This window comes from Pseudomonas sp. 22072, assembly GCF_052046095.1.
Lineage (GTDB): Bacteria > Pseudomonadota > Gammaproteobacteria > Pseudomonadales > Pseudomonadaceae > Aquipseudomonas > Aquipseudomonas paracarnis.
This window is the reverse complement of sequence record NZ_JBQEQE010000002.1, coordinates 1-26,206: the sequence shown is the minus strand read 5'-3', so window position 1 is coordinate 26,206 and position 26,206 is coordinate 1. Positions and strand designations below refer to the sequence as shown.

Genomic DNA, 26,206 nt, shown 5'->3' with positions numbered 1-26,206 from the left:
ACCGTCATCGCAGGCAAGCCAGCTCCCACAATAAATTTTTAGGGGGTGGGAAGCAGCATTTCAAAATCAGTTCGCCATCCGCACACCACCGCTCAACTCATACGCCACCAACTCCGCCTGGTGCGCCGCCAGAATTTCCGGCAACGAACCGCGCAGGTATTCCACCCAGGTCTTGATCTTCGCATCCAGGTATTGGCGCGAAGGATAGATGGCGTACAGGTTCAACTCCTGGGACCGGTAGGTCGGCATCACCCGCACCAGTGTGCCGTTGCGCAGCCCTTCGATGGCGGCGTACACCGGCAGCAGGCCGACGCCCATGCCGCTGGTGATCGCGGTTTTCATCGCATCGGCCGAGTTAACCAGGAAGGGCGAGCTGTTGATCGCCACGCTTTCCTGGCCTTCAGGGCCGTTGAAGGTCCATTTGTCCAGCTGGACCACCGGGCTGACCAGGCGCAGGCACGCATGGTTGAGCAAGTCCTGGGGCCGCTGTGCGCAGCCCTTGGCCTTGACGTAGTCCGGCGAGGCGCAGGCGATGCTGTAGGTGATGCCCAGGCGCTGGGAAACGAAACCTGAGTCCGGCAGTTCGCTGGCCAGCACGATGGACACGTCGTAGCCCTCGTCGAGCAAATCCGGCACGCGGTTGGCCAGGGTCAGGTCGAAGGTCACGTCGGGATGGGTGCGGCGATAGCGGGCAATGGCGTCAATAACGAAATGCTGGCCGATGCCGGTCATGGTGTGCACTTTCAACTGCCCGGCCGGGCGCGCATGGGCGTCACTGGCTTCGGCCTCGGCCTCCTCGACATAGGCGAGGATCTGCTCGCAGCGCAGCAAATAGCGTTTGCCGGCTTCGGTCAGCGCGATGCGCCGGGTGGTGCGGTTGAGCAAGCGGGTTTGCAGGTGGGCCTCAAGGTTGGAGACCGCGCGCGAGACGTTGGCCGTGGTGGTGTCCAGTTGCACGGCGGCGGCGGTGAAGCTGCCGGCTTCGGCCACACAACTGAAGGCGCGCATGTTTTGCAAAGTGTCCATGGAGTGTTCTCAAGGGAGATAGCAAATTGTGACAGAAAGTTACGCTTTCAGTGATCCCTACCAACGGATTATCGCCTGAACGGTAACAAAGATTCACAGGAATGCCAGCTTATCGTCCTCCCTGGCGCCGCCTAGAATTGCGCCACCTCTCCCGCAACACCCTCTCAGGAATTCGCTTGCCGTGCCGCGTCGCATCAGCAGAGAGCTGAAGACTCTCAGTGTTTGGGCTTTAACGTCAGTCATCAGCGGTTGCATCGGAACCGGAGGAATCGCCCCGCAAGGCCAGGCGATCAACGCCAATAGCCTGGCCACCGACGCCGCGATCCAGAGCGCCGACCGCGACGCCCACTGGCCCACCGCCCAATGGTGGCAGGCCTACGGCGACCCGCAGCTCAACCGTTGGGTCGAACTCGCCACCCGCAACAGCCCCAGCCTGGCCGTGGCCGCCGCCCGCGTACGCCAAGCTCGGGCGCTGGCCGGCGTGGCCGAGTCGGCCGAGTCGCTGCAGATCAACAGCGACACCACCCTCAAGCGTCACAACTGGCCGAAGGATCAGTTCTACGGCCCCGGCCAATTGAGCGGCGCCAACACCTGGGACAACAATTCGTCCCTGGGCCTGAGCTACGCCCTCGACCTGTGGGGCCGGGAAAGCAACACGACCGAACGTGCGGTCGACCTGGCGCACATGAGCGCCGCCGAAGCGCGCCTGGCCCAGCTCGAACTGCAAAACAACGTGGTGCGCGCCTATATCCAGCTGTCGTTGCAGTACGCCAACCGTGACATCGCGGCCGCCACCCTGGCCCAGCAACAGCAGATCCTGGACCTGGCCAACAAACGCCTGGCCGCTGGGATCGGTACTCACTTTGACGTCAGCCAGGCCGAAACCCCGCTGCCGGAAACCCATCGCCAACTGGATGCCCTGGACGAGGAAATCGCCCTGAGCCGTAACCAACTGGCGGCGTTGGCCGGCAAAGGCCCGGGGGAGGGCGCGCAGTTGCAGCGCCCGACCCTGGCCCTCGCCGCGCCGTTGAAATTGCCCTCCAGCCTGCCGGCGCAATTGCTCGGCCAACGCCCGGACGTGGTCGCCAGTCGCTGGCAGGTAGCGGCCCAGGCACGGGGTATCGATGTGGCTCATGCAGGCTTCTATCCCAACGTCGACCTGGTCGGCAGCCTTGGCTACATGGCCACTGGGGGCGGCATGCTGGAATTCCTGGCCGGCAAGAAATTCAACTACAACGTCGGCCCGGCGATCACCTTGCCGATCTTCGACGGCGGCCGCCTGCGTGCGCAATTGGGTGAAGCCAGTGCCGGCTACGACATCGCGGTGGCCCAGTACAACCAGACCCTGGTCAATGCGCTCAAGGGCATCAGTGACCAGTTGATCCGCCGCGAGTCCATGGACAAACAGTCGGCCTTCGCCGCGCAGTCGGTGGCCTCGGCGCAGAAAACCTACGACATCGCCATGGTCGCCTATCAACGCGGCCTCACTGACTACCTCAACGTGCTCAACGCCCAAACCTTGTTGTTTCGCCAGCAGCAGATCGAACAACAGGTGCAGGCGGCACGCCTCAGCGCCCATGCCGAGCTGGTGACCGCCTTGGGCGGCGGCCTCGGTGCTGGCGATGATGTGCCCACGGCTGCCAAGACACTCCCAAGCAAGACTCCGGCGGCGCTCGCCGTGTTTGATCACTGAGTAGGCCTTGATGACTCCCTTGCCTGCACCGCTGCGCTGGCTGCATTCCCTTGAGTGGCGCCGTGGTTTCTTCGACTGGGCGCGCAGTGATGGCGTGACCTGGGTGTATATCTTCAAAGTGCTGGTCGCTGCGTTCCTGACGCTGTGGCTGGCCATGCGCCTGGAACTGCCGCAACCGCGCACAGCGATGATCACCGTATTTATCGTGATGCAGCCCCAGAGCGGCCAGGTGTTCGCCAAGAGTTTCTACCGTTTCCTAGGGACCTTGGCAGGCTCGGCGGTGATGGTGCTGTTGATCGCCTTGTTTGCGCAGAACACCGAACTGTTCCTGGGGGCGCTGGCGATCTGGGTCGGCATTTGCACCGCCGGTGCCACGCGCAACCGCAACTTTCGCGCCTATGGGTTCGTGCTCGCCGGCTACACCGCGGCGATGGTCGGCCTGCCGGCCCTGGCCCACCCGGACGGCGCCTTCATGGCGGCGGTGTGGCGGGTGCTGGAAATTTCTCTGGGGATACTGTGCTCGACACTGGTCAGCGCCGCCATCCTGCCGCAGACCTCCAGCGCCGCCATGCGCAACGCGCTGTACCAGCGCTTCGGTGTGTTCGCGCTGTTCGTGACTGACGGCCTGCGCGGGCGCAGCCAGCGCGAAGGCTTCGAGGCCAGCAACGTGCGCTTTATTGCCGAAGCCGTGGGCCTGGAAGGCTTGCGTAGCGTCACCGTGTTTGAGGACCCGCACATGCGTCGGCGCAACGGGCGGCTCAGTCGCCTCAACAGCGAATTCATGAGCATCACCACACGCTTCAACGCCTTGCACCAATTGCTCGAACGCTTGCGCGCCGATGAGGCCGACCATGTGGTGGCAGCGATCAAACCCGGCCTGCAAGACCTGGCCGAAGTGCTCGACAGCTTCTCTGGCCGCGCCCTCACCAGCCCCGATGCCGCGCGCCTGGTCAACCAACTGAGCGCCTACAAGGACGGCCTGCCCGCCAAGGTGCGCAGCCTGCGGGCGAGCTTCCAGGAGGGCAACCCGACGGACGCCGAGCAGTTGGATTTCCACACTGCCTACGAGCTGCTGTACCGTTTCGTCGACGACCTGCACAACTACGCGCAAACCCACGCGTCCCTGGCCGAGCATCGCCATGCGCGGGAGGATTGGCACGAAGCCTACACGCCAAAGACCAACTGGTTGGCCTGTGCCGCTGCCGGGGTGCGCGCCTCGTTTATCCTGGTTGTGCTGGGCAGTTACTGGGTGGCCACTGCCTGGCCCAGCGGCGCCACCATGACCCTGATCGCGGCGGCCACGGTGGGCCTGTCTGCTGCCACGCCCAACCCCAAGCGCATGGCGTTCCAGATGGCCTGCGGCACCTTGATCGGCGCCTTGGTCGGCTTTGTCGAAATGTTCTTCGTGTTCCCCTGGATCGACGGTTTCCCGCTGCTGTGCGTGATGCTCGCGCCGGTGATCATCTTCGGGGCCTTTCTGTCTTCACGCCCGCAATACGCCGGTGTGGGTGTGGGCCTGTTGATCTTCTTCAGCACCGGCTCGGTGCCGGACAACCTTACGGTCTACAACCCTTACACCTTTATCAACGACTACATCGCCATGGTCATCGGCATGCTGGTGTGCGCGGCGGCGGGGGCGATCATCCTGCCGCCCAACAGCCGCTGGTTGTGGCGCCGCCTGGAGCAAGACCTGCGTGAGCAAGTGGTGTATGCCATCAGCGGCAAGCTCAAGGGCCTGGCATCGAGCTTTGAAAGCCGCACCCGCGACCTGCTGCACCAGGCGTATGGCCTCGCGGCCGGCCAGCCGCAGGTGCAGCGCGATTTGCTGCGCTGGATGTTCGTGGTGCTGGAGGTCGGCCACGCGATCATCGAGCTGCGCAAGGAGCAGGCGATTTTGCCGGTGCACCCGGCGTATGCCGAATCGCAGCCGTGGCGCCAGGCGATCCGCGTGATGGGGCGCTCGCTGGTGCGGCTGTTCCTGCAACCCAGCGCCAGCAACCTGGAGCGCGGGTTGATTGCCGTCGACCATGCGATCAGCCGTGTGCAGGCCACCGACGAACCCTTCGCCCCGCACTTCGACACCTCGGCCCTGCGCCGTGTGAAGAGCTACCTGCACTTTATTCGCACCTCGTTGCTCGACCCGCAATCGCCTCTGGCCGCCCTCAAAGGAGCCCCGAATGCCTCGTGAAATTGCATTCCACGGCATCTATATGCCGACCATGACCCTGATGTTCTTGATCGCAGCCGGGCTGGCCTGGGCGATTGATCGCTTCCTGGCCGGGTTCGACCTGTACCGTTTCTTCTGGCACCCGGCGCTGCTGCGCCTGAGCCTGTTCGCTTGCCTGTTCGGCGCCCTGGCGCTGAGCGTCTACCGTTGAGAATGCCCCCGATGAAAAAGTTTTTCAGCCTGCTCGCCACCTTGCTGGTTCTGGCGTTGGCGATCTGGATTGGCCGCACGTTGTGGGTGCACTACATGCAAACGCCGTGGACCCGCGATGGTCGGGTGCGCGCCGACATTATCAATGTGGCGGCTGACGTCACCGGCGAAGTGGTGGACGTGCCGGTACGCGATAACCAGTTGGTGAAAAAAGGTGACCTGCTGATGCAGATCGACCCCGAGCACTACCGCATTGCCGTCAAGCAAGCGCAATCGCTGGTAGCTTCACGCAAGGCCACCTGGGAAATGCGCAAGGTCAACGCGCACCGCCGCGCCGACCTCGACGCCCTGGTGATCTCCAGGGAAAACCGCGACGACGCCAGCAACATCGCCGACTCGGCTCTGGCCGATTACCAGCACGCCCTGGCACAACTGGAGGCCGCCGAACTCAACTTGAAACGCACGCGAGTACTGGCGGCGGTGGACGGTTATGTCACCAACCTCAACGTGCACCGTGGCGACTATGCGCGTATCGGCGAAGCGAAAATGGCCGTGGTGGATATGAACTCGTTCTGGGTCTATGGCTTCTTTGAAGAAACCAAACTGCCCCACGTGAGGGTGGGCGACAAAGCCGATATGCAATTGATGAGCGGCGAGACCTTGAAGGGCCATGTGGAAAGCATCTCGCGCGGCATCTACGATCGCGACAACCCCGAGAGCCGTGAACTGATCGCCGATGTGAACCCGACCTTCAACTGGGTGCGCTTGGCCCAGCGTGTGCCGGTGCGGATTCACATTGATGAAGTGCCGGAGGGCGTGTTGTTGGCGGCGGGGATTACTTGCACCGTCATTGTGCAGGCAAACCGGCTGTAAAAATGGTTATAAATGCTAACTGAATAGCAAGGCGGTAGCGCGTGCGATAATGATTAGTTTCGTTCGATTCTTATATGGAAAAATTATGGAGGTGATCTACGTGGAAGGGCTGCTTCGTTAGAGCCAAAATGTCTGGCTGTTTTTAAGTTTTGATAGCGACGAGTTTGAGTGCGATGGAGCTATTTAAAATTAAGCGGTGGGGCGTGATCCCTCGCTGAGTTTTGGTGTGTTCGTGTAGTCAGAAAGCAGCATGTGGTGAGGTCGCACCTATTTAGAAGTAAGGTGCGACACTTGATATGGCGGTCCCTCGTTATAGCTCGGTTTTTACATTAATTACGTTTAGGCCAGTTGCAAGTTCCAGCATAACTGATTCTTGGCCTGTTGTTTCGGCGGTAGAGTCCTTGATGATTCTGCTGACCTCAGTTTTAAGATTCTGGTTTCGCGGGAGGCTATAAATTTGGAATGCGCTCCATAAAGTTCCTGTGCGCCCTGCGCCGAATCCACAATAAATGAGAGCTTTATCTCCCTTGGTAATGGTGTCATGCAATAATTGACAACAAATGTATAAGTCCGCGAGCGTTGGCGTACCGAAGTCTTTTACTGGCTTGTTGATGTGAGTGATGCCCGCTGCAGTTAGCTTTAGCATGCCCTCTTCGGTTACACCGTTCGCGTTTAAACTAATAATTAATTTTATATTATATTCTTTCAATAGGTTGATGGCATCATCATCAAAATCTTGGACAGTGTCGTCACTTCCAGTGTAATAAGGTTGAGAGCTTCTGAATACTTGTGTCCCAGCTTTGTCGAGAGTCACCCAGTTTGAAAAAACTACTTTTCCATTTTTTCTAAGGGCATCTGTGTAACCTTGCAGGTTCCATACGTCTACGTTCATTTTACCCTCCGTTTGATTTGGGTTGTTGCAGTTCGCTGAATTAGAATCCGCTCAGCTGCCCAAAGGTGTCTACTGTCAGAATTAACAGGTACGGAGAGAAAGTGATGAGCGGTAGGCTAGCGTTGATTAGGCATAATTCCGCTGCGAAACTGCTAGGAGTTCCAATTGTCGTCGACGTACAAGATGGATAGGGTGATGAGTGAACATGAAATTAAAGAGCTACTTCGCTCTCTGATTGAGTTTTTTGTACACAGCAAAGGCTCAAAGCGGAAGGGGCGACTGAGTTCCTGTATTCGCAAGCAAATCTGATTTCGTCTATTCGATTACGCCTTGATAAATGTCTCATGCAAATGCCGCCACAACAGCGCGCCACTGGCGAGCTTCTCAAATACCACGGTGGCGCGGCGATCGGTCCGCGTGCCGCTGTCGTCAACCTGATGTTCGCGATAGGTCACCGTGGCGCCGCGTGCGTGACGATCAATCCCGGTCATTTCGCTCAAGGTGATTTTCAACCCCGGACGCATCCCGCCCAGGCGCGTGAACAAGGCATTGACCCCGGCCGTGTTGACCCGCGTACCGGTGGCGGGCGCCACCATGCTGAACTCGGGTGAGAAGCGCGCCAGCAGATTTTCCAGCGTGCCCTCAGGCGCAACGCCGGCAAACCATTGTTCGATCTCGACGTGGGTCTGGATCACTTCTTCAAAAAAATCGCTGTAGTCAATCATGTTTGGGCTCGCTGCAAGGGTGAAGCAGCGCGCGTACCCTGGAAGAATCCAGGCGCAACACTGCGAAAAGCGGCAACAGGGTCAGAGCTGCCGCCATCGTGAAGGTAATCGCGAAGGAATCCAAGGCCGACAGTACGGCACTGAGCACGGCGGCACCCACGCAGAAACTCACTTGCCGGTTCATGTTCCACAACGCGCTGGCGTGGCCCATGCGCTCGGCGGGAATATCCAGAAAGGCCAGGGTTTGTGCGGTGCTGCTGCACAAGCTGCCGCCCAGGCCCATCAAGACGTAGGCCGCAATAATCAGCGTCGGCTCGTTGAGCAGCAGGATACCGCCGCATTGCAGCGCCATGCCGGCCAGTAACAAGGGTTTGGGGCCGCAGCGATTGAAGAGTCGCTTGCTCAGGTAGATCGCCACGGCCGAGGCCAGTGCCCACGGCAGCATGAGCGCGCCGGTCTGGGTGGCGTCATACTCCAGGCCGCGCACGTACAGGATGGCGATCAGGCTGGTGCCGATAAATACTCCCGGAATACACAGGTAAACCAGCATTGCCACGCGCAGCATCGGGCTGGCGGCTTGTTTGAACACACTGCCCAGGTCCAGGGGCGGGCGCTCGGTTAAAGGCACATCGGGTTTTATCCACAGCAGTGCCAGCAGCAGGGGCACTAGCGCCAGAGGCAGGTTGGCGTAGAAAATCCAACGCCAGGACAGGCTGTCCACAATCACCCCACCCAACGCCGGGGACAGCGCTGGCACCAGCAACGCCACCGACATCACCCGCGCTGTCAAATGGCTGCGCTCGGCCGCGGGAAAGTGTCGGTAAGCCATGGCTTGCCCCACCGGAATCAGTAAGCCGCCGCCGAGCCCCTGCAAGGCGCGCCAAGCTATCAACGCTTCGATGGAGCCAGCCTGGCCGACCATCACCGATGCGCCGGCAAACAGCAGCAGGCTGGTAGCGATCAGGGTGCGCTCGCCCATGAGCGCCGCCAACCACACACTCAAGGGGATGATCACTGTCAGCCCGAGCATGTAGGCATTACCGATCCACGCCAACTGTGTGACCGAGGCGTGCAGCTCGCGGGCGATATCCGGGTAGGCGACGGTGGCAACAAACATGTTCACCAGGTCCAGGGCAAAACCCAATAAAAAGATCCAGGCGACTTTCGAGCGGTAGGTCATGAACGCGTTCCTGCAAGTGAAGCCGGCAGGGTAGGCCGCAAGCAGGGTTTGGGATACGCCGGTTTGCCTGCTAGTTTGTCAAAAATATTTTGACAAAGGAGGGCGTCCATCATGGTCAGCCTGGACCGTTTTGACACTTTCAAGGCTGTGGTCGAGGCCGGCTCGCTCACCGCTGCCGCGGACCTGCTGGGCCAGACTCGCGCCGTGGTCAGCTTCAACCTCAAGCGCCTGGAGGCGGAACTCGGCGTCACCCTGCTGACCCGCAACACCCGCCAACTGGCGCTCACCGATGCCGGCGAACGCTTTTACCTGCGCTGCACGCGCATGCTTGAAGAGGCCCGCCTGGCGGTAGAAGAAGCCCGCAGTGAACATGCCCAGCTCAAAGGCACCCTGCGCATCACCACCACTGTCGAATATGCCCTGGCCGTAGTTGCTCCGGCGGTAGAAGCCTTTCGACGCCTGCACCCGGACCTGAATATCCACTTATCCACATCCTCCACCCACGCCGATCTGATCTCCGAGCGTTTTGACGTGGCGATTCGGCTGGGGCGCTTGCTGGACTCCAATCACCGCGCCGTGCAGTTGTCCACATTCGACGTGTTCGCCGTCGCGGCGCCGCAGTTTGCCGCAGTTCAAACCCTGGCTGAGTTGGAGCAGTTGCCCAGGCTGGGCCACGGCCGCTTGAGCGAACTGAGCGTCACCGACCCGGCAGGTCTCGACCACCCTTATCGAGCCGGCCCGTCAGCCTTGGTGGCCGACAACGCGGCGGTCCTCCAGGCGTTTGCGGTGCGCGGCCACGGTGTGGCGGTTTTACCGCAATGGTTGGTGCAGGGGGATGTCGACGCGGGACGCTTGGTGCGCCTGTTGGCGGACCACCGCTTTGCGCCGCAAGGGGTTTACGCGATGTATCCGGACACGCGGCATTTGCCGCTGAAGGTGCGGGCGTTTATTGATTTCATGAAACCTTAGAGCCTACCGCCCAAGCCAAAGCGCTTCTTCAGCACCTTCTCCAGCAACCCCTTGGGCAACAGCGCCGCCATCAACGGTAACGCGCAGCTGCCGTTGCCCGAACGCAACAGGCGCGGCGGTTGCGCTTGCTGCACCGCCTTGAGCACGTCTGCAGCAAACTCACTGGCCGGGGTTGGCTTGTCCTGGGACGCTTGGCTGCGTGCACGAATGCCCTCGCGCAATGGCCACCATGGCGACTGTTCCTGGATCAGTAACTCGGCCTGGGCGCCGGCATTCTTCGCAAAGCTTGTATTGATCGCACCAGGCTGCACTTCCATCACCCGCACGCCAAACGGTGCCAGCTCCATGCGCAGGGCGTCGCTCAAGGCATGCACGGCGGCTTTGGATGCGCAGTAGGCGCCGGCGAACGGCGTCACCAATACGCCGGAAACACTACCGATATTCACCACCAGGCCCTTGCTGCGACGCAAGGCAGGAAACAGCGCCTGGGTCACGCCGACGATGGAAAACACATTGGTTTCGAATTGGCGTTGCATCGCCTCGGTACCGCCGTCGAGCAACGGGCCCATGGCGCCGTAGCCGGCGTTGTTGACCAGTACATCCAGCTCGCTCAATTGCTCGGCCAGGAGTTGTAAAGCGGCGCTGTCATTGACGTCCAACTGCACAGCATTGAAGCCTGCGGCCGCGAGGGCGGCGACGTCATCGGGTCGGCGGGCGCTGGCCCATACCTCGAAGCCTGCGGCTTTGAACGCGTCGGCGAGGGCGCGGCCGATGCCGCTGGAGCAACCGGTGATCAGTACGTTGGGCATGGGTCCATCCTTTGTCAGTCCGAGAAACTGCCTTGCAGGTGCTCGGCGCGAAATTCCAGGGTTTGTGGGCGATAGCCGGGGCGCAGCGGCGGGGTGGGCAGGCAGTCATCCCAGGTGGCGCCCGCCTGCAACTCGCCGGGGCCGCGATAGCGTGGGGCGGCGTAGACATTGTCGGCCAGGTTGACCGTATCGCCCGGTGCGTAGGCGGCCACGCGCCAGCGCAGTTCGGTGAGCGGTACATCGTTGCCGTTGTTGAGGGTCAGTTTGAGCGGTCGGTCGGCTGGGCAGTCTTGCGGCGCGTAGGTGATGCGCAACTCAAGACGCGCCAGTTGTGACGCTTCGCGATTGTCCAGCCATACCACCCAAACCGCGACAAACCCCAGGCCGACGGCAGCGGCCAACGATACCGGCAGCGCCTTGGCCGGGTAGCGCAGCAGCAGGATCAGCCAGGTGATGATCAGGAGAACGCCGAAGAACATGGAGACCACCTCGAATAGGGAACGAGCATCCTAACTTAAGCGTAGGCGGGATGGGTTAGCTTGAGCATTGTGCTGGCCGCACGGACGCCATCGCAGGCAAGCCAGCTCCCACAGGTTGACCCTATTCCAAGGGTGTACCCGGTCAAACTATGGGAGTGGGCTCGCCCGCGATGACTGACTTACTGAGCACAAGCATCGGCCTGCAAGCCATCAATGCAAGCTTCCACCAGAGCCAAGCCAGTTTCCGCCAACGGCAGGCTCGCCCAATTCAGGCAACTCGGGTGTTCGGCCGTTCCTCAGGCACCGTTCGTCGCTACTGTCAGAGTTCACAGGTTCTTTATTTTTTAGAACCACTCAGTTTGTTGGACATAGCGGTGTATCTCTACCTGAGGGAATGCGTGGGCATGGACAACGACTCGAGAACTGACCGTCTGCTTCTTACGTTGGTCAACGAGCCCGAACGGCAAGTGGGCCTGGAAAAAGTCAGCTTCATCACCGCGATGCAGCAATTGGGCATGGCGTCGGTGTTCGACATCATCGCCCAACCCAAGCCCCACTTCGTCCAACGCCTGGGTGAGATCTGCGAGGCGGATGGCGAGGTGGCCTATGACAATGCCATGTGCTATGCGGTGCAGATCGGTCGGCTGTACCGTGAACACCAGGTATCCAACGGCAGAACCCAGTACCAGGGCCAGCAGACCGGTGTGCGTGCGCTGGTCGATGTCGGGCCGAGTTTCCCGAACCTGTTCAAGGAAAACTGGGATGAGTTCTGCAAAGTGGGCGCGATGGCGGCGGTCGATTCGCCGGTGGCCTACCTCAGCGCTCAATATCGTTTCGCTACGCGCACCCTGGAAGGCTCCGGCCAGGGTGATCGGCCCAAGATTCTGTTGAGGACTCGGCGGCCCGATCTGGAGGGGTTGATCATTGACCAGCAAAGCACCTTTACCCCCAGACCGATGCTGGAGTTAGTCAATGAGATACTTATGGCCGACATCGCCCGGTACCGGACAGGAAAGCCGGATGCCAACAAGCCGATTTACGACGTACTGGCCGAGCGGCGCTATCCGTTCATGTTTCCGTATTACTACCCTCACCACCAATGCCGATTAGGGCTGGCCGAAAAGAAGCTTGAGTTGGGGGAGTTGAACTATCGCATCAGCTTGCAGTTGCCCATCAGCCAACGGGGCTTGAACGATTATGGCGTGGTGCAGAACACTGCAGCGCAAGCGCAACTGTTGATGTCGGGGTTAAGCCCTCAGCAACAGCAACTGTTGATCGAACCTTCATTGTTCACCACGTTTTATCTATCGAAGGCTCAGCTGACGCAGACCTGGGCAGGGCCGGGGACTTCTCATCTGAGTCCGCATTCGGCCATCAGGATTGCTTTACTGATATCCCCACAGTCAAGCCTGAAGTCTGTTGTGCCTCAGGCAGAAACCTTAGTCAACCAAGGGAAATTGACGAGCACGGCAACGATTGAATTCTCGGGGCCTGACGATACTAAACGAGAGGGTCTTTTCTGGATTAATTCTGGGACGCCGTTATATGCGAACACGGCTAATATTTGGACGCCTAATTATCTTCACCCCGCGAATACCTCAACAATCTGCACAGTTATCCGCTGGGGGGGAGAAGAACCGTTTCCTATCGAACCGGGCTATCGAGCCTCATTTACTGTCACCACCACCACGGGCACTACCACTAGGCCCGTTTCACTGGCGGTACTCAGCTTCACCATTGTCCTGGATGAGTACGTGACATGGACGGCCGAGCAGCAGGAGTTTTTTCAGCGCAGTTACGGTCTCCAAGGTATTGGTCACGTTGACAACCCACTGGTGCAGCTCGAGACCTTCATGCAACGTTCGGAGCTGGATGCCGAGCAGGTCGAGGCGCTTTTATCCCAGCGTCAGCATTTCCCCCACGTGTCTCCCAATTGCCCCAGCGGCAACCCACAATGGACGGGGGGCAATGGCGTCGGCAAGGCATACCCGCACGCCTCTCACTATGGCGCGTGTTATGTCAACGGCCATGGCAGCGAGCGTTATGACAGTGTTGTGCCTGCTACCGTTGTCTCGACGTGTGCGGACCAGTTCGACAATTCCATGGGCCTCAAGGAAACCACGCTCGGTAGCCGCACGGTCTGGTACCTGACTAAAACGTCCCCTCAACGGTTTGACCGCCTGCAACGCATGATTCGTCTGCAGCGCTGGCTGAAGAAAGACCTGGGTATGGACATGTCCTATGCCGAACTGGACACGCTGCTCATTTGCGCCATCCGCAGCGAGGGTGAACACAACCTGACCATGGACCTGAACACCAATACCCTGCGGGTCTTGGGTGTTTATCGTTATTTCAGCCGACGTTATGGCATCAAGCCCGAAGAATTTGCGGCGTTCCTCCACGATCTCACGCCTTACGCCACGGGTGACAAGGTGCCGCTGTTTGACCAAGTCTTTAACCCTGCTGCGCTGTTCGATACGCCGTTGGAACTCAATAGAGCCGCCTTTAATGTCAGTGGGACAGACGCTGCGAACAAAAAAATCGTCGCACAACTCTGTGCCGCGCTCGGCCTTGAGCCTACAGAGTCATCGCTTTCTCGCTTGGCCAACCAAACGAAGGATTTTGTTGGGCCGTTACTCCGCGACCTTGGCACCCTGTCCTCGCTCTACCGTCAGGCGCGTATTCCGCAAATGTTTGGCTTGTCGCCGGAGGAAGGCTGGGGCCTGGTGGATATGCTGGGGGGGCTGGAGTACCAGCGATTACTCTGTACCGGGCGCCTGCTACAACCCTCATTGTCGTCCCTCAGGCCATGGTCGTTGACTGCGCAGGGCGCCAGCGATATGAGCATCAGGCTGGTGCTGGTGGTTGATGCCGCGCATGAAGGTACCTTATTGCGTCTGCTGCCAGGTTCAGCCTTGTTTGTGCTGGCGGGGACCGACTTTGCATCAGCAGCTGGCACGCGGGTGTTTACCCTGGAACGGCAGCCCCAGCATTCAGACGAAGAAAACTTCGTGCGCAATCCTGACGGCAGCGCGCTTACGCTTGAACCGTTGAGCGCTGGTGGGACGTTGTCGCTCAGCGGCAAGCGCCTTTCAAGGACAGCTTGGGAGGTAATAACCAGCCAACCGTCTTCAGTTCACCACCTGCAAGTAAAGTGCGGCACGCTGCCTAAAAGACACCTACCGACCGTAGAGGCTTGGGAAGAGGATGCAATGGCGCCCGCGCCTGACGTTCTCGATGTGTTGATGCAGATGGATTGGGCCGTGAATTGGCTCAAGGACAGCAAGCAAAGTGTTACCGGGGTACGCCGCGCGTTGGGCCTGGAGCCTGGAGATTACCTGCCCCCCCAAGGCTTGGTGGACCGCTTGGGCATATTGGCCGCCGCGACGCGAGAGGTATTGATTACCGATGAGCAGATCTCGGCGCTGAATCTGCCTGTTTATGAACGGCCCAAGTCCGCTGCCGCACGAGAGCCCATCAAATGGCGCGAAGTGCTGCAGTATTTGCTGGACCCGCAGGGGCTGGTGAGGCCTGTTCCGCTCACAGGTCTCGAAGACCCCCATCATTACTTGCAAGAAGCGATTAACTATCGAGTGGGGCAGTTGAACCTCTTCCCTCACGAGCGCGAGCAGAGCGTGGCGAAGCTTGCCGACATGTTACTGGCCGGCCATGACCGCCAACTGCGGCTGATCGAAGGTTTGGCACAAGAAATGATCAACCTGCCGATGGACCGCACCCAAGTTGTACTGCGTTGGGCACAGACCTCGGTACACGCCCTGTTGTCAGCGGTGTTGGGGCTGGCTACCGCAGCCGCCACTGACTCATTGATCAATCAACTCGAGCGTGTATTGCGTCATGGGACAGTGGTGATGGACCTGCGGTTGAGCACCAGTGCCTTGCGTGTGTTTTTGCTTAATCCGCAATGGCTGGGAGTTCCGGGTAGAAATCTGGAGTTGAACCTCAAGAGCTTCTACCTGCTGAGCCGCTACAGTCAGTGGTTTCATGGCCAAAGCCAGGCGGAGGAGGCATTGCTGGGTTATTTCATCGCGGCCAACCCCGGAAAAACAGCGCTCAAAAACAAAACATTGCGCGCTGCAGTCAGCGACCAGGCCGCTTCCGTTTTGGCCAGGCTGTTGGGGTGGCGGCAGGACGACGTGCATGAGCTTTTCCAACTGCTGGCGCAAAAGCGCGCCTGCTCCATGGCCGACATCGACTGGATCCTGCGCAGCCAAGCCACCTGTGCCGCCAGCGGGCTGGCTGCGGCGGACTTGCTCAGGGCCACAGCCCTGCACGGCGACAGTACGGGTGTGGCCTGGCAAGCGGTAGGCAATGCGGTCATGGCTGCCCGGCGCTGAGCGCCTGCGCACTTTTACGATGAATAAGGAGCGAGCATGTCCAGCTCAATCGATAGCCAGCTCAACGAAACCCTGCGCGATGCCCTGGTGGCCTACTATCTGGATGAGGTGGTACCGAACGCAGCGGAGTTTGTCGACGCCCAGTTGAGCGACAAAATCAAGACCGCCAACGACCTCTACCAATACAAGCTGCTGGATGTGCAGGTCAGCCAGGCCGTGCCCACCAGCCCGGTGGCCTCGGCCATCGCCAGTATTCAGCAGTACATCAATGCCGCGCTGATGGGCATGGAGCCGGGCTATGAAACCAAAGTGATGGAAGATCACCTGATCAGGCAGTGGCGCGAGATCGACTGCCAATACCCCATCTGGGCGGCCAACCAGCAGTTGAGCTATTACCCGGAACTGTATATCGACCCCTCGTTGCGCCTGACCAAATCCAAGTATTTCCAGCAACTGGAAAACGACCTCAATCAGAACAAGATCGAGATCGACACCACTCAGGAAGCGGTGCTGTCTTATCTGGCGAGCTTTGAGGAAGTGGCCAACCTGACGATTATCAATGGATACATCAATACCACTGATTTCAAGAATGGCATGTATTACTTTATCGGCAAGTCCCGGGCCGAGAGTGTGTACTACTGGCGCTCGGTGGATATGTCCCAGCGTACTTACATGAACCTCAACGGCACGGATCCCAACCGGCCAAAGTTCGATTATCCGCAGCCGGGGGCGTGGTCAGACTGGCACAAGGCTAACTTGCCGATTTCGGCCAGTGCGATTGAGCGCACCATCAGGCCAGTGTTGTTCAATAACCGCCTGTTTGTATTGTGGGTGGAGTGCGTGGATAACAACCCTGCTCAGATGACGGTTGAAGAAGGTTATCTCCCAGGTGGTACCCCCATACCGCCAGATCCGGGTTCACCGGTTATCAAAGTACACAGTAACCCGATGTTGCGCTTGAACATGGTCTACAAGAAGTACGACGACAGTTGGAGTATGCCGCAAACCGTCATTGAAGCCTGGAGTGAGTCACCGTTGTTCAAGACTACGGACTTGGCGGAGCAGGTTGAGAGCATTGCCGTGGCCGACAGTTCGACAATGCCGGAGTCGATGTTTGTGGCGATGTATATGGGGTATACCGCAGGTAATGCGACGGATGGTGCGGCGGATCAATATGCGTTTCTAAAAACGGCGATGATCGATAAGAACTTTAATGTAACGGCGCTGTTTCCCAATCGTGGGTATGTGCCCAGTATCGGAACTCGAAAGGAGATCAAGGCACCCCATGTCTTGAGGGTGGGAAGGTTATTTGCTCAGGATAATAAAGGGCGGTTTCAGTTCAAAGTGCCTGAGCTTAGTATAGCGCTGAAAAGTGTCGAGTCGCATCGGCCGCATCAAGAGCTGGATAACTGGAATTTTGAAGAGAGGCAGGTTTCGATTGTTAGCCCTTCCCGTGGGGATGATGTTACTTATGATAAGTCTACAGGGGAAGTGTTCTTTAAATCTAAAATATCAGCTGTATTTTCAAAGCCTCCGGATGTGACGTTTTCTATAACGGCTTTTGATTCGGAGACGCAAGATAGATATAAGCTTGAAATGGTTTTGCCCGCAAACCAAACGGCGGGCTATGAGACGCTTTTGAACGGTTCTAGAATTCAAGTGTTGAGTGGTTCGCAGTTTAGTGGTGGGGGGAGGTGTAGGGTTAGTTTGATATCTTCTCGTACTAATGGATACGTTGGAAGCGGGTTATTGTCTTATTTCTTGTGTGACACATATGATGTTCATCATTGTACTCTTGGTCTGCCGGATGCAAATGGTTTTATATCAATATCTTCTAAGATTGCTGTGCTGGTGCGTGATTATTTGATGCACACCGGTTTAGTATTAAAAACAGTGCAGACGGATTGGCCTGCTGGATTCCGTCACGCTGAGGTCCAGGAGTTTATAAGGCCCCCTACTTATGTTTTTCAGCACGTTATTCTGCGACCTCTGAATCTGAGTGATCCGATGGCAGCTAATCCTGGCGCGGCGTCACTTTGGCACTCCGGTGGATTCGCAGTAATAAATCCACCCGACACCCATACATTAAGGCTCCCCATTAACCCTGAAACCCTGTTGCCTGACTGGCTGGGAGCCTGGCCCATCGGCTCAAAAAAAATTCCGATTATCCATGGTATCAAGGTGTTCAACGGTACCACCTGGCAGGTTTTGGGACATGCCCTGAAAATGACCTACGTAGAACTGGAGCTTGTCGCGCAAGTCACCACACCGCTGATCGCCCCTCGCATCAACACCCGTGCCAGCCCAACTCTGGGCATCGCCGAATTCATCGATTTCACCAACTCTGGCATCAAGCTAAACGATGCCGGCACCGCTCCACGCCAACCCATCCGCATGAATACATTGTTTGCACGCGAGTTGATCAACCGCGCCAATATCGCCCTGGAAAACCTGCTGTCCTGGGATACTCAGCTCCTTGAAGAGCCCCCTCTGAATCCACCAGCGGCCATTAACCAGATGGATTTTCACGGTGCCAACGGCTTGTATTTCTGGGAGTTGTTCCTGCACCTGCCTTTCATGGTCAGCCACCGTCTGAACCAGGAGCAAAACTTCGAAGGCGCCGAACAGTGGCTGGGCTTTATCTTCGACCCTTCGCGCAAAAAAGACGAGAAGGGCCGTCCGGCCTACTGGAACGTACGGCCTTTGATGGATGACCCGGTAGAAATGGACTACGTGTCGCGCAAACCCGCCGATCCGGACGGTATCGCTAGCAGCCACCCGGTGCGCTATCGCAAGGCGATCTACATGTTCTACATCAAGAACCTGCTGGACCGGGGTGACGCCGCCTACCGGCAACTGACCCCCGACAGCCTCGTAGCGGCCAAGTTGTGGTACGTGCGCGTGCTTGACCTGCTGGGGCCGCGCCCTGATATCAACGTGGTGGACCATTGGCAACCGATCCCCCTGAAAACCCTGAGCGACGCCACCAACTCAAAATTGCGCGAGTTCGAACAGCGCCTGATCCGGCAGGACCAACTACGCGAAGAGAGTGCCGCGGCCAACGATGGCGAGTCGCTCTACCACTTCGCCGAACCGCCGCTGTACCTGCGCACTTTCGCGCCCGACCCTACCCTGCTTGATCTGGATAACAGATACCTGCGCTTGCCCTTCAACCGTGAGTTGGTCCAGAACTGGGATACCGCCGAGGCGCGCCTGGACAACCTGCGTAACAACCGTACGCTGGACGGCAAGCCGCTGATGCTGCCCTTGTTTGCCGCCCCCTTGAACCCGCGCGATCTGCTGGCGGCGTTCGGTCAGGGCGCGGCCTCCGGTGGTGCCGCGCGGTTGTTGGCCCAGGAGGTGCCACCTTATCGCTACAGTGTGATGCACAACCGTGCCAGCAGTGCTGTGGAAACCCTGATCCAATTTGGCAATACGTTGTTGTCATTGATCGAGCGCAAGGAACAGGCGCAACTGCAGGAGCTGCAATACCACCAGGCTTGGGAGTTCGCCCAATTTGCAGTGGACCTGCAGCAGCAGGCACAAGCGATTGACCTTGAGCAGAAAAAAGCGCTGGAGGCGAGTAAGGCGCTGGCTCAGGGACGCCTGGATTTCTACCGTAAGTTGGCCGATGAAGTGGTGAATGCCGGTGAAAAAGCTGCTGCAGCGCTGCACTTGGAAGGGCGGGTGTTGGACAACATCAGTCAGGTGGCCAATGCCGTTGGCAGTGGCCTGAAGGCCCCCCCCAATTCGGTTGGCGGCGGCGGCGGGGCTCACGCGGGTTTGACTAATGGTGTTGTTGCCGTAGGGTCCTCCGGGGGGTGGCGCCTGGAGGGCGTTGCCGAAATGGTCAGTGCCTATTCTTCAGCCAGGGCCGCGATGCTCCATACCATTGCGGAGGCGACGGACCGCGCTGAAAACTTCCGCCGCCGCCACCAGGAATGGATGCAAGCCCGTGACCAAGCCACGCTGGAAATTGCCCAGATCGAGGCACAAATGCAAGTGCTTGAAGCACAGGCCCGCGCCACCACTCTGCAATTGAACCAGGCCCGCGCCGCCCAGGATCAGGCGTTGGCCAGCTATGATTTTCTGCGCACCCGTTTCAGCAATGCGCAACTCTATCAATGGCTCAACGGCCAGTTCGCGACCTTCTATTACCAGGCCTACGATGCCACCTTGGCGCTGTGTCTGGCCGCCGAAGCCTGTTGGCAATTTGAACTCGCCGACTTCAGCACGCGCTTTATTCAGGCGGGCGTCTGGAAGGACAGCTACCGAGGCTTGAGCGCCGGCGAGGCGTTGAAGTTGTCCTTATTGAAAATGGATTCGGCGTACCTGAGTCGCAATGAACGACGGCTGGAGATCACCAAGACGGTGTCCCTGCGCCAACTCAAGGACAAGGATCCGACCTCCGCCATCAATCAGGACTGGGACACCATCAAGCTTGGCCTGATAGACAACTGCCGCGTCGATTTCCAGCTGACGCAGCCCATGTTCGACAGCAATTACCCTGGGCATAGCGTGCGCCGGATCAAACGTATCAGCGTGTCGTTGCCTGTGGTCCTGGGGCCCTACGAAGACATTCACGCCACCTTGACCCAAACCTACAGTGCCGTGCAGATAGGCGACACCCTCAAGGAAAACCTGCGGGCCAGCCAGCAAATCGTTTTGTCTGGCGGGGTGGATGACGATGGGCTGTTCACTTTCAGTTTCGACGATGAGCGTTATTTGCCCTTTGAGGGTACGGGCGCTATTTCAAGCTGGGCGTTGGAATTCACCTCGACTGACGTTGCGGCGCGGAACCGCCTGTTCGAATCGCTGACCGACATCATCCTTAAGCTGCACTACACGGCCAAGGCTGGCTAGGAGGAGGCATAGTGAACCATGACGAGTCGCTGCAAATCGCCGCGCCGTCCCTGCCCAAGGGCGGTGGCGCCATCCAGAGTATCGGCAACGGCCTGGGACCGGTCGGTATCAGCGGTGGTGCATCGTTCGAGCTGCCCTTGCCAATCTCCCCCGGGCGGGGTTTTGCCCCGGACCTGACGCTGGGTTACAGCAGCACCAACGGCAACAGCTCGTTCGGAATAGGCTGGGGCAAGACGCCCAATGCGATCACTCGACGAACGTCCACAGGGGTGCCGGCGTATACCGATGAAGACGTGATCCTGGGGCCGGATGGGGAGCCCTGGATGCCGGAACGCAACCCGATGACGGGTACAGAGGTTTCAAGGGTCGAGACGGCCTATAACGGCTTGCCGGTGGGGCCTTACACCGTTGTACGCTACTGGCCTCGCACCGAAGGCGCATTTGCACTGATCGAGCGTTGGTCCGATACCGACGACCCGGGGGGGTTCTGGCTGATTCACAGTGCGGACGGCAATCTGCACCTGTACGGCAAAACCGCTGCTTCACGACGTGCCGACCCGGATGTCGATGCGCGTGTGGGGGAGTGGCTGCTCGAAGAAAGCCTCAACCCGCATGGCGAGCACATTGTCTACCATTATCAGGCAGACGATCACGCAGGTGCCCAGCGTTACTTGAGCAAGGTGCTTTACGGCAATGCGCTCGCCGATGACCAGCTGTATGCGTGGCGCGTTGAGGCTGGGCAAGGTGTGCTATGGCATTTTCATCTGGTGTTCGACCATGGTGAGCGTCCTACTGCCCTCATGACCGCTCCTCCTTATGAGGCCACCCAGGCATGGCCTGGGCGCAGCGACCCGTTCTCCAGCTATGTCTATGGTTTTGAGCTCAGGACGCGACAACTGTGTCGGCAGGTGCTGATGTTCCACTGCTTTCCCGATGAGCCAGACATGGGGTCGGCGCCCGTGCTGGTGCGCCGACTACTGCTTGAATATCGGCCATCGTCACTGGGTTATAGCCTGCTGCATGCGGCCCATGAACAAGCCATTGACCGGGCCGGGAAGGTACAGAGTCGGCCGCCGTTGGAGTTCATCTATAACGCGTTCGAGCTCGCACCGGATCCCCAGCGCTATCAGCCATTTGAAACGATGCCGGGTCTTGACGACGGCCAGCGTTATCAATTTGTCGACCTGTACGGCGAAGGTTTTCCGGGCATTTTGTATTCTGACGATAAAGCCTGGTATTACCGCGCACCTATGCGGGCCAAGGCGGCGAGCCACCCTGACGACGTGGCCTATGACGATTGGCATGAGTTGCCAGAGATTCCGATAGCTGACCGCCTGCAAGCACCCCGGCAGTTTTTAAGCGACCTCACCGGTGATGGCGGCCTTGAATGGGTCGTAGCCCAGCCTGGGCTGTGTGGTTTTTTTACCTGCAACCCGGACCGCAGTTGGTCGAACTTCGCGACCGTGGACGCCTTCCCTCACGAGTTTTTTCATCCCCAGGGGCAATTGGCCAATCTGATGGGGGGCGGCTTGTCTGACCTGGCGATGATCGGCCCGCGCAGCGTACGTTTGTATGCCAACCAGCGGCAAGCGGGGTTTGCCCCCGCCACCCAGGTTAAGCGCAAGGAAGGCGAGGATGATCTGCCGTTGATCAGTAACGCCGCCACCGAGTTGGTCGCCTTCAGTGACGTGCTCGGCAGCGGCCAGCAGCACCTGATCCGCATCCGCCACGACCGGCTTGAATGCTGGCCCAACCTGGGGCGAGGCCGCTTTGGTAAAGGGTTCAGGTTCAGCACGCTGGGTTTTGCTTATGACGAGTTCGATGCATCGCGGGTCTTGCTCGCGGATCTGGACGGCTCCGGTGCCGCAGACCTGGTCTACTTGAAAGCCGAGTGCGCGCTGGTGTTCATGAACCGTTGTGGCAACGGCTTTGACGACGCCGTCGAGCTTCCTTGGCCCAAAAACGTTCGCTATGACAGATTTTGCCGGGTGAGTACCGCTGACTTGCAAGGGCTGGGTTGCTCCAGCCTGGTGTTGACGGTGCCGCATATGTCGCCCATGCATTGGCGGTATGACTTTGTCGCAGCCAAACCCTATTTGTTATGTGCCACCAATAACAACCAAGGCGCCGCCGCGAGCGTGAAATATCGCAGTTCGGCCCAGGAGTGGCTGGATGAAAAGCAGCAATTGCTCGCCAGCGATCAACCGGCCGTGTGTCGTTTACCTTTCCCCGTGCCGGTGGTGAGTGAGCAGGTTCAATGTGACGAAATCACGGGCAATCGGCTGACGCAACGGTTCGAATATCGAAAAGGTTTTTACGACGGACAGGTACGAACGTTTCGAGGTTTTGCCCTGCTCCTGGCGACTGATACCGACACTGCTGCCGAGGCATCACGGGAGTCGGGTTTCAGTGAGCCGGTATTGCGCAAGACCTGGTTTCATGTCGGACAAGTGATCGACCCAGCGTGCGATGAGTATTTCAACGGTGATCTGGCCGCTCACCCCTTGGGAGCAACCTTGCTTAGCCATTATCACGAAGCCGACGGTGTCGATGAACTTGTCGTACCCCAGGCCGATGAGTTGCCTGGCATGCTCCAAGCACTGGCAGGCCAGGTATTGCGTGTGGAAACCTATGGAGGGCGCAACGCAGGCGACGTCCCCTATAGCGTCGAGCAAAACCGCTACCTGGTACGCGTGCTGGATCGGCCAGTAGGCGGTCAATTCGCACCTTACAAGGTGATGCTGGCGTTATCGTTGGAGTCGATCGCCTACCAGTACGAGCAACAGGTCGATGACCCGCAGTGCCAGCACGGGATCAACCTGCGCTGGGATGCCTTTGGCAGCCTGACCCATGGCGTCAGGGTCAGTTATGCCCGGCGCCTGACGGCCCAGGATGATCCGGCCTGCCAGGTGGACCCGAATGAAATCACACCGCAGAAACGCTGGTGGTGTGATGCCCATGATTCGGCGCAGCAGGTTTACTACCTGAGTGAAAGCCTGGCGCGGTTTATTCACCTGACACACCCACAGGGCTGGCGCCTGGCCCTGCCTTTTCAGCAACGTGACAACGCGCTGGTGCTGGGTAAGGGCTCTGGTCCCAACGGCTTGCAACCCGACGCGATCAGCTATGAAGCCTTTATCGCGCAAACCGCCGCAAACCCCTTGAATCCCCAAGCTCAGCGAACACTGGTGGGGCAGTCGGTGCAGCGCTACCGGGACTTGTCCGGGGTTCACCCCTTACCGGATGGAGAGGCCATGTTCCTGGCCTTGGCCGATGAGTTGGAAATTGCCGAGCTGGATGAGGCAGCGCTCAAGGCGTACGACTTGCTGCGCAATGACGAGGGTGAAATGCCGTTTGACCTGGAGCAAAAACTCCTGGAGGTCGGGTACCACAAAATGCGCCTGGTTCTGCCGTCCATCGACGGGGCGCAAGCGCCATTGTGGTCGGTCAAGCGCGGTTTCAATACCTACGCCGGCCTCGCGGGTTTCTATAACGTCATCACCGTGCAGCAAACCCGCAGTCATGGTGTGACCCATCTGAGTTACGACCCCTATGGCTGCCTGAATACTCGGGTACGCCTACCTGACGGCTGTGAGACGCGTGTGGATTCGATTGACTATCGCTTGCTGCAACCGGCGCGCATTATCGACCCCAATCAAAACACTCAGGAGGTGCTTTACGGGGCATTCGGCCAGGTGATCGCCACCAGTTTTTTCGGCACCGAACGTGGTCAACCCGTGGGCTTTGCGTCGCTCGATGACTACCGTCCTCCACTCGGCGGCACACCTGGCCAAATCATTGATGCACCGGCCGCGGCGTTGCAGGATGCCGCCACTGCGCACTTTGCCGACCCGTTCAGTTGGATGGGCCGAGTGCCTGACGCCGACCTGCAGGATCGCCAATGGCTGGACGAATGCGTAGCGCAGGGCGACCTGCTACCCAGCGGGCATATTCGTGTGTCGCCCCGTTTGCTCTCGCCATCCGATGCATTGACGCCCGCGCGACAACGCCTGTTGAGCTTGATCCCTCAGGTGCGCCGCGAGCCTGTTCACGCCGTTACCTTGCAGGCTGATCGCTACCCGCTCGATCCGGAAAAACAAATCCGCGTCGCCTTGAGCTGTTGGGACGGTTTCGGTCGCGCCTTGCAGAGCAAGCAAAAGGTCGAGCGCGGTTATGCCTACCATGTACAGGAAGATGGCTCGTTGGCGCTTGACGGCAATTGTCGGCCGGTGACGGTACAGGATGTTGAGCGCTGGCGGGTCAGCGAGCGGGTCGAGTACAACAACAAGGGGCTGATTGTGCGCATCTACAGGCCCTATTTTGCCGATCATCATCGCTACATCAACGATGTCAGCTTCAGGCAACACGGTTACAGCGACCGACAATTCTATGACCCGTTGGGCCGTCCTACTCGTACCGTCCTCGCCAAGGAGGACTACCTGCGACGTCATACCTACTGGCCTTGGTACAGCATTTACGAGGATGAAAACGACACCTATGAAGAGGTGATGGCGATGAAAGAGGCCCGGGGGAAGACATTGCAATGACCGCCCTTGCGCTGCACCGGCAGACCCCAGGCCTGAGTGTGAGCGACCCTCGCGGGCTGACGGTGCGCACGGTGCGCTATTGGCGTGAGAGTGGGCGGGAGCAGGCGCAGGCAAGGAGCAGTCGTAGTGGCTTCGACGGTGCGGGCCGAGTCGTGGCCGAGTGGGACCCGCGTTTGGTGGAGCGGGCCAACCTGACGCAGGTTTACTCGCTCGGCAGCAAGGTACTGGGCTCCCACAGCGTTGATGCAGGATGGCGTGTCAGCCTGTTCACGCAGGCGGCTGAACAGGTGCAAGCGTGGGACGCTCGCGGTAATGAGCGACAGGTTGAATACGATAGTTTGCTAAGGCCTGTGGCGGTGTTCGAGCAAGCTGCGTGCGTCGAACGTCATCACTACGCCGATGCGTCGCCGCACTATGCCGCGCACAACCAATGCGGCCAGTTGATCCGCCACGACACCCCGGCTGGAACGCAGCATTTCAATGAGTTCGGCTTGACCGGCGCGGTGCTGGAACAGCATCAACACTTTCTGCAAAGCCTGGATATGCCCGATTGGCCACTGCCCCTTGATGAGAGAGATGATTTGCTTGAACAAGCAGCCGGTGCTCGCAGTACTTTGCAGTTCAACCCGGTGGGCAATGTGCTGGAGCAAACCGATGCGCAGGGTAATCGGCAGCGTTTCAATCACACCATCGACGGCCGATTGCGCGAGGCCTGGCTGCAGCTGAAAAACGCGACCGCCGCGCAGCGGCTGGTACATGACATTCACTACAACGCTCAAGGACAGATAGAACAGCAAACGGCAGGCAACCAGGTCACCAGTCGGTTTGATTACTGCCCGAAAGACGGGCGATTGAACCGTCTGAGCGCTGCCGGGCCTAGCGACGAACCGCTACAGGATTTGCACTACGTCTATGACCCGGTGGGCAATATCCTTAGCCTTGAAGACAAGGCACTGCCGGTGCGCTTCTTTGCCAACCAACGCATCGAGCCGATCAACCGCTATACCTACGACAGTCTTTACCAGTTGATCGAAGCCACCGGCTGGGAGGGCGGCAGCGCTAATCGCGGGCCTGCTCATCTCGAGGATCCGGCTGCCGTGGCTAACTATCGTCAAACCTATCGCTACGACGCTGGCGGCAATTTGCTCGAGCTGATCCACCACGGCCCACAGCAACATGGGCGTGTGTTGACGGCGGCCAAGCACAGTAATCGCTGCCTGCCCGAGGTGGGCGGGAGGCCACCGACCGAAGCGGAGATTGCCGAAGCCTTCGATGCCAGCGGCAACCTGTTGATGTTGGACCGGTGCCGAACACTGAGTTGGGATGCACGTAACCAACTGAGCCATGTGCATATGGTGGAGCGCACGTTGCGCCTCAATGACACCGAGCGCTACGTCTACGGTGCCGACGGCATGCGC

At 59.0% G+C, this 26,206-nt stretch carries 15 protein-coding genes; 9 read left to right on the top strand and 6 right to left on the bottom strand.

Going from position 1 to position 26,206, the window contains the following annotated elements; translation table 11 throughout:
- Positions 1 to 66: 66 nt before the first annotated feature.
- Positions 67 to 1,026 (bottom strand): LysR family transcriptional regulator, encoded by a 960-nt coding sequence (locus ACTJLA_RS02180; protein WP_034126355.1) that lies wholly within the window; start codon positions 1,024 to 1,026, stop codon positions 67 to 69.
- A gap of 181 nt (positions 1,027 to 1,207) precedes the next feature.
- Here ACTJLA_RS02180 and ACTJLA_RS02175 point away from each other — a divergent pair, with 181 nt between their 5' ends.
- Genes ACTJLA_RS02175 through ACTJLA_RS02160 form a run of 4 tightly spaced genes read left to right on the top strand, consistent with a single transcriptional unit; the run spans position 1,208 to position 5,969 of the window.
- Positions 1,208 to 2,719, top strand: a complete 1,512-nt coding sequence (locus tag ACTJLA_RS02175) for an efflux transporter outer membrane subunit (RefSeq protein WP_072447116.1) — start codon at positions 1,208 to 1,210, stop codon at positions 2,717 to 2,719.
- Positions 2,720 to 2,729: 10 nt separating this feature from the next.
- Complete coding sequence (locus ACTJLA_RS02170; RefSeq protein ID WP_440840626.1) at positions 2,730 to 4,907, top strand: FUSC family protein; 2,178 nt, start codon at positions 2,730 to 2,732, stop codon at positions 4,905 to 4,907.
- On the top strand, positions 4,897 to 5,097 hold the full coding sequence (locus ACTJLA_RS02165; protein WP_005784982.1) for a DUF1656 domain-containing protein: 201 nt from the start codon (positions 4,897 to 4,899) through the stop codon (positions 5,095 to 5,097). The genes ACTJLA_RS02170 and ACTJLA_RS02165 overlap by 11 nt, the downstream gene beginning before the upstream one ends.
- Positions 5,098 to 5,108: 11 nt before the next feature.
- Positions 5,109 to 5,969 carry an HlyD family secretion protein gene (locus ACTJLA_RS02160; RefSeq protein ID WP_314547780.1) on the top strand — a complete coding sequence of 287 codons (861 nt, stop codon included), beginning with the start codon at positions 5,109 to 5,111 and terminating at the stop codon, positions 5,967 to 5,969.
- Positions 5,970 to 6,279: 310 nt separating this feature from the next.
- On the opposite strand, the gene ACTJLA_RS02155 is transcribed toward ACTJLA_RS02160, so the two are convergent.
- The 3 genes from ACTJLA_RS02155 to ACTJLA_RS02145 form a co-directional block, all read right to left on the bottom strand.
- Positions 6,280 to 6,861 carry a phosphatase domain-containing putative toxin gene (locus ACTJLA_RS02155; RefSeq protein ID WP_314547782.1) on the bottom strand — a complete coding sequence of 194 codons (582 nt, stop codon included), beginning with the start codon at positions 6,859 to 6,861 and terminating at the stop codon, positions 6,280 to 6,282.
- Between the two features lie 323 nt (positions 6,862 to 7,184).
- Complete coding sequence (locus tag ACTJLA_RS02150) at positions 7,185 to 7,586, bottom strand: DUF4440 domain-containing protein (RefSeq protein ID WP_186527696.1); 402 nt, start codon at positions 7,584 to 7,586, stop codon at positions 7,185 to 7,187.
- A complete protein-coding gene (locus ACTJLA_RS02145) occupies positions 7,579 to 8,766 on the bottom strand; it encodes an MFS transporter (protein ID WP_440840625.1) in 1,188 nt (395 codons plus the stop codon). Before ACTJLA_RS02145 ends, ACTJLA_RS02150 begins: the two co-directional genes overlap by 8 nt.
- A gap of 111 nt (positions 8,767 to 8,877) precedes the next feature.
- On the opposite strand from ACTJLA_RS02145, the gene ACTJLA_RS02140 reads away from it, so the two are divergent.
- Complete coding sequence (locus tag ACTJLA_RS02140) at positions 8,878 to 9,735, top strand: LysR family transcriptional regulator (protein ID WP_259038620.1); 858 nt, start codon at positions 8,878 to 8,880, stop codon at positions 9,733 to 9,735.
- Here the strand turns inward: ACTJLA_RS02140 and ACTJLA_RS02135 are convergent.
- Complete coding sequence (locus ACTJLA_RS02135; protein WP_440840624.1) at positions 9,732 to 10,544, bottom strand: SDR family oxidoreductase; 813 nt, start codon at positions 10,542 to 10,544, stop codon at positions 9,732 to 9,734. The two genes, ACTJLA_RS02140 and ACTJLA_RS02135, sit on opposite strands and share 4 nt — an antisense overlap.
- 14 nt (positions 10,545 to 10,558) lie before the next feature.
- Positions 10,559 to 11,023, bottom strand: coding sequence for a hypothetical protein (locus tag ACTJLA_RS02130; protein WP_034126362.1), 465 nt, complete (start codon positions 11,021 to 11,023; stop codon positions 10,559 to 10,561).
- A 170-nt stretch (positions 11,024 to 11,193) separates the two neighbouring features.
- Here ACTJLA_RS02130 and ACTJLA_RS02125 point away from each other — a divergent pair, with 170 nt between their 5' ends.
- The 4 genes from ACTJLA_RS02125 to ACTJLA_RS02110 form a co-directional block, all read left to right on the top strand.
- Entirely contained in the window at positions 11,194 to 15,378 is a 4,185-nt protein-coding gene (locus ACTJLA_RS02125) for a Tc toxin subunit A (RefSeq protein WP_138763928.1), read from the top strand.
- 36 nt (positions 15,379 to 15,414) lie between these two features.
- On the top strand, positions 15,415 to 20,241 hold the full coding sequence (locus ACTJLA_RS02120; RefSeq protein WP_314547791.1) for a neuraminidase-like domain-containing protein: 4,827 nt from the start codon (positions 15,415 to 15,417) through the stop codon (positions 20,239 to 20,241).
- Between the two features lie 11 nt (positions 20,242 to 20,252).
- The gene (locus ACTJLA_RS02115; RefSeq protein ID WP_314547793.1) at positions 20,253 to 24,788 is read left to right on the top strand and encodes a SpvB/TcaC N-terminal domain-containing protein; all 4,536 of its coding nucleotides are present in this window, start codon (positions 20,253 to 20,255) and stop codon (positions 24,786 to 24,788) included.
- A partial coding sequence (locus ACTJLA_RS02110) for an RHS repeat domain-containing protein (protein WP_440840623.1) occupies positions 24,785 to 26,206 on the top strand: 1,422 nt, incomplete at its 3' end. The genes ACTJLA_RS02115 and ACTJLA_RS02110, both read left to right, overlap by 4 nt.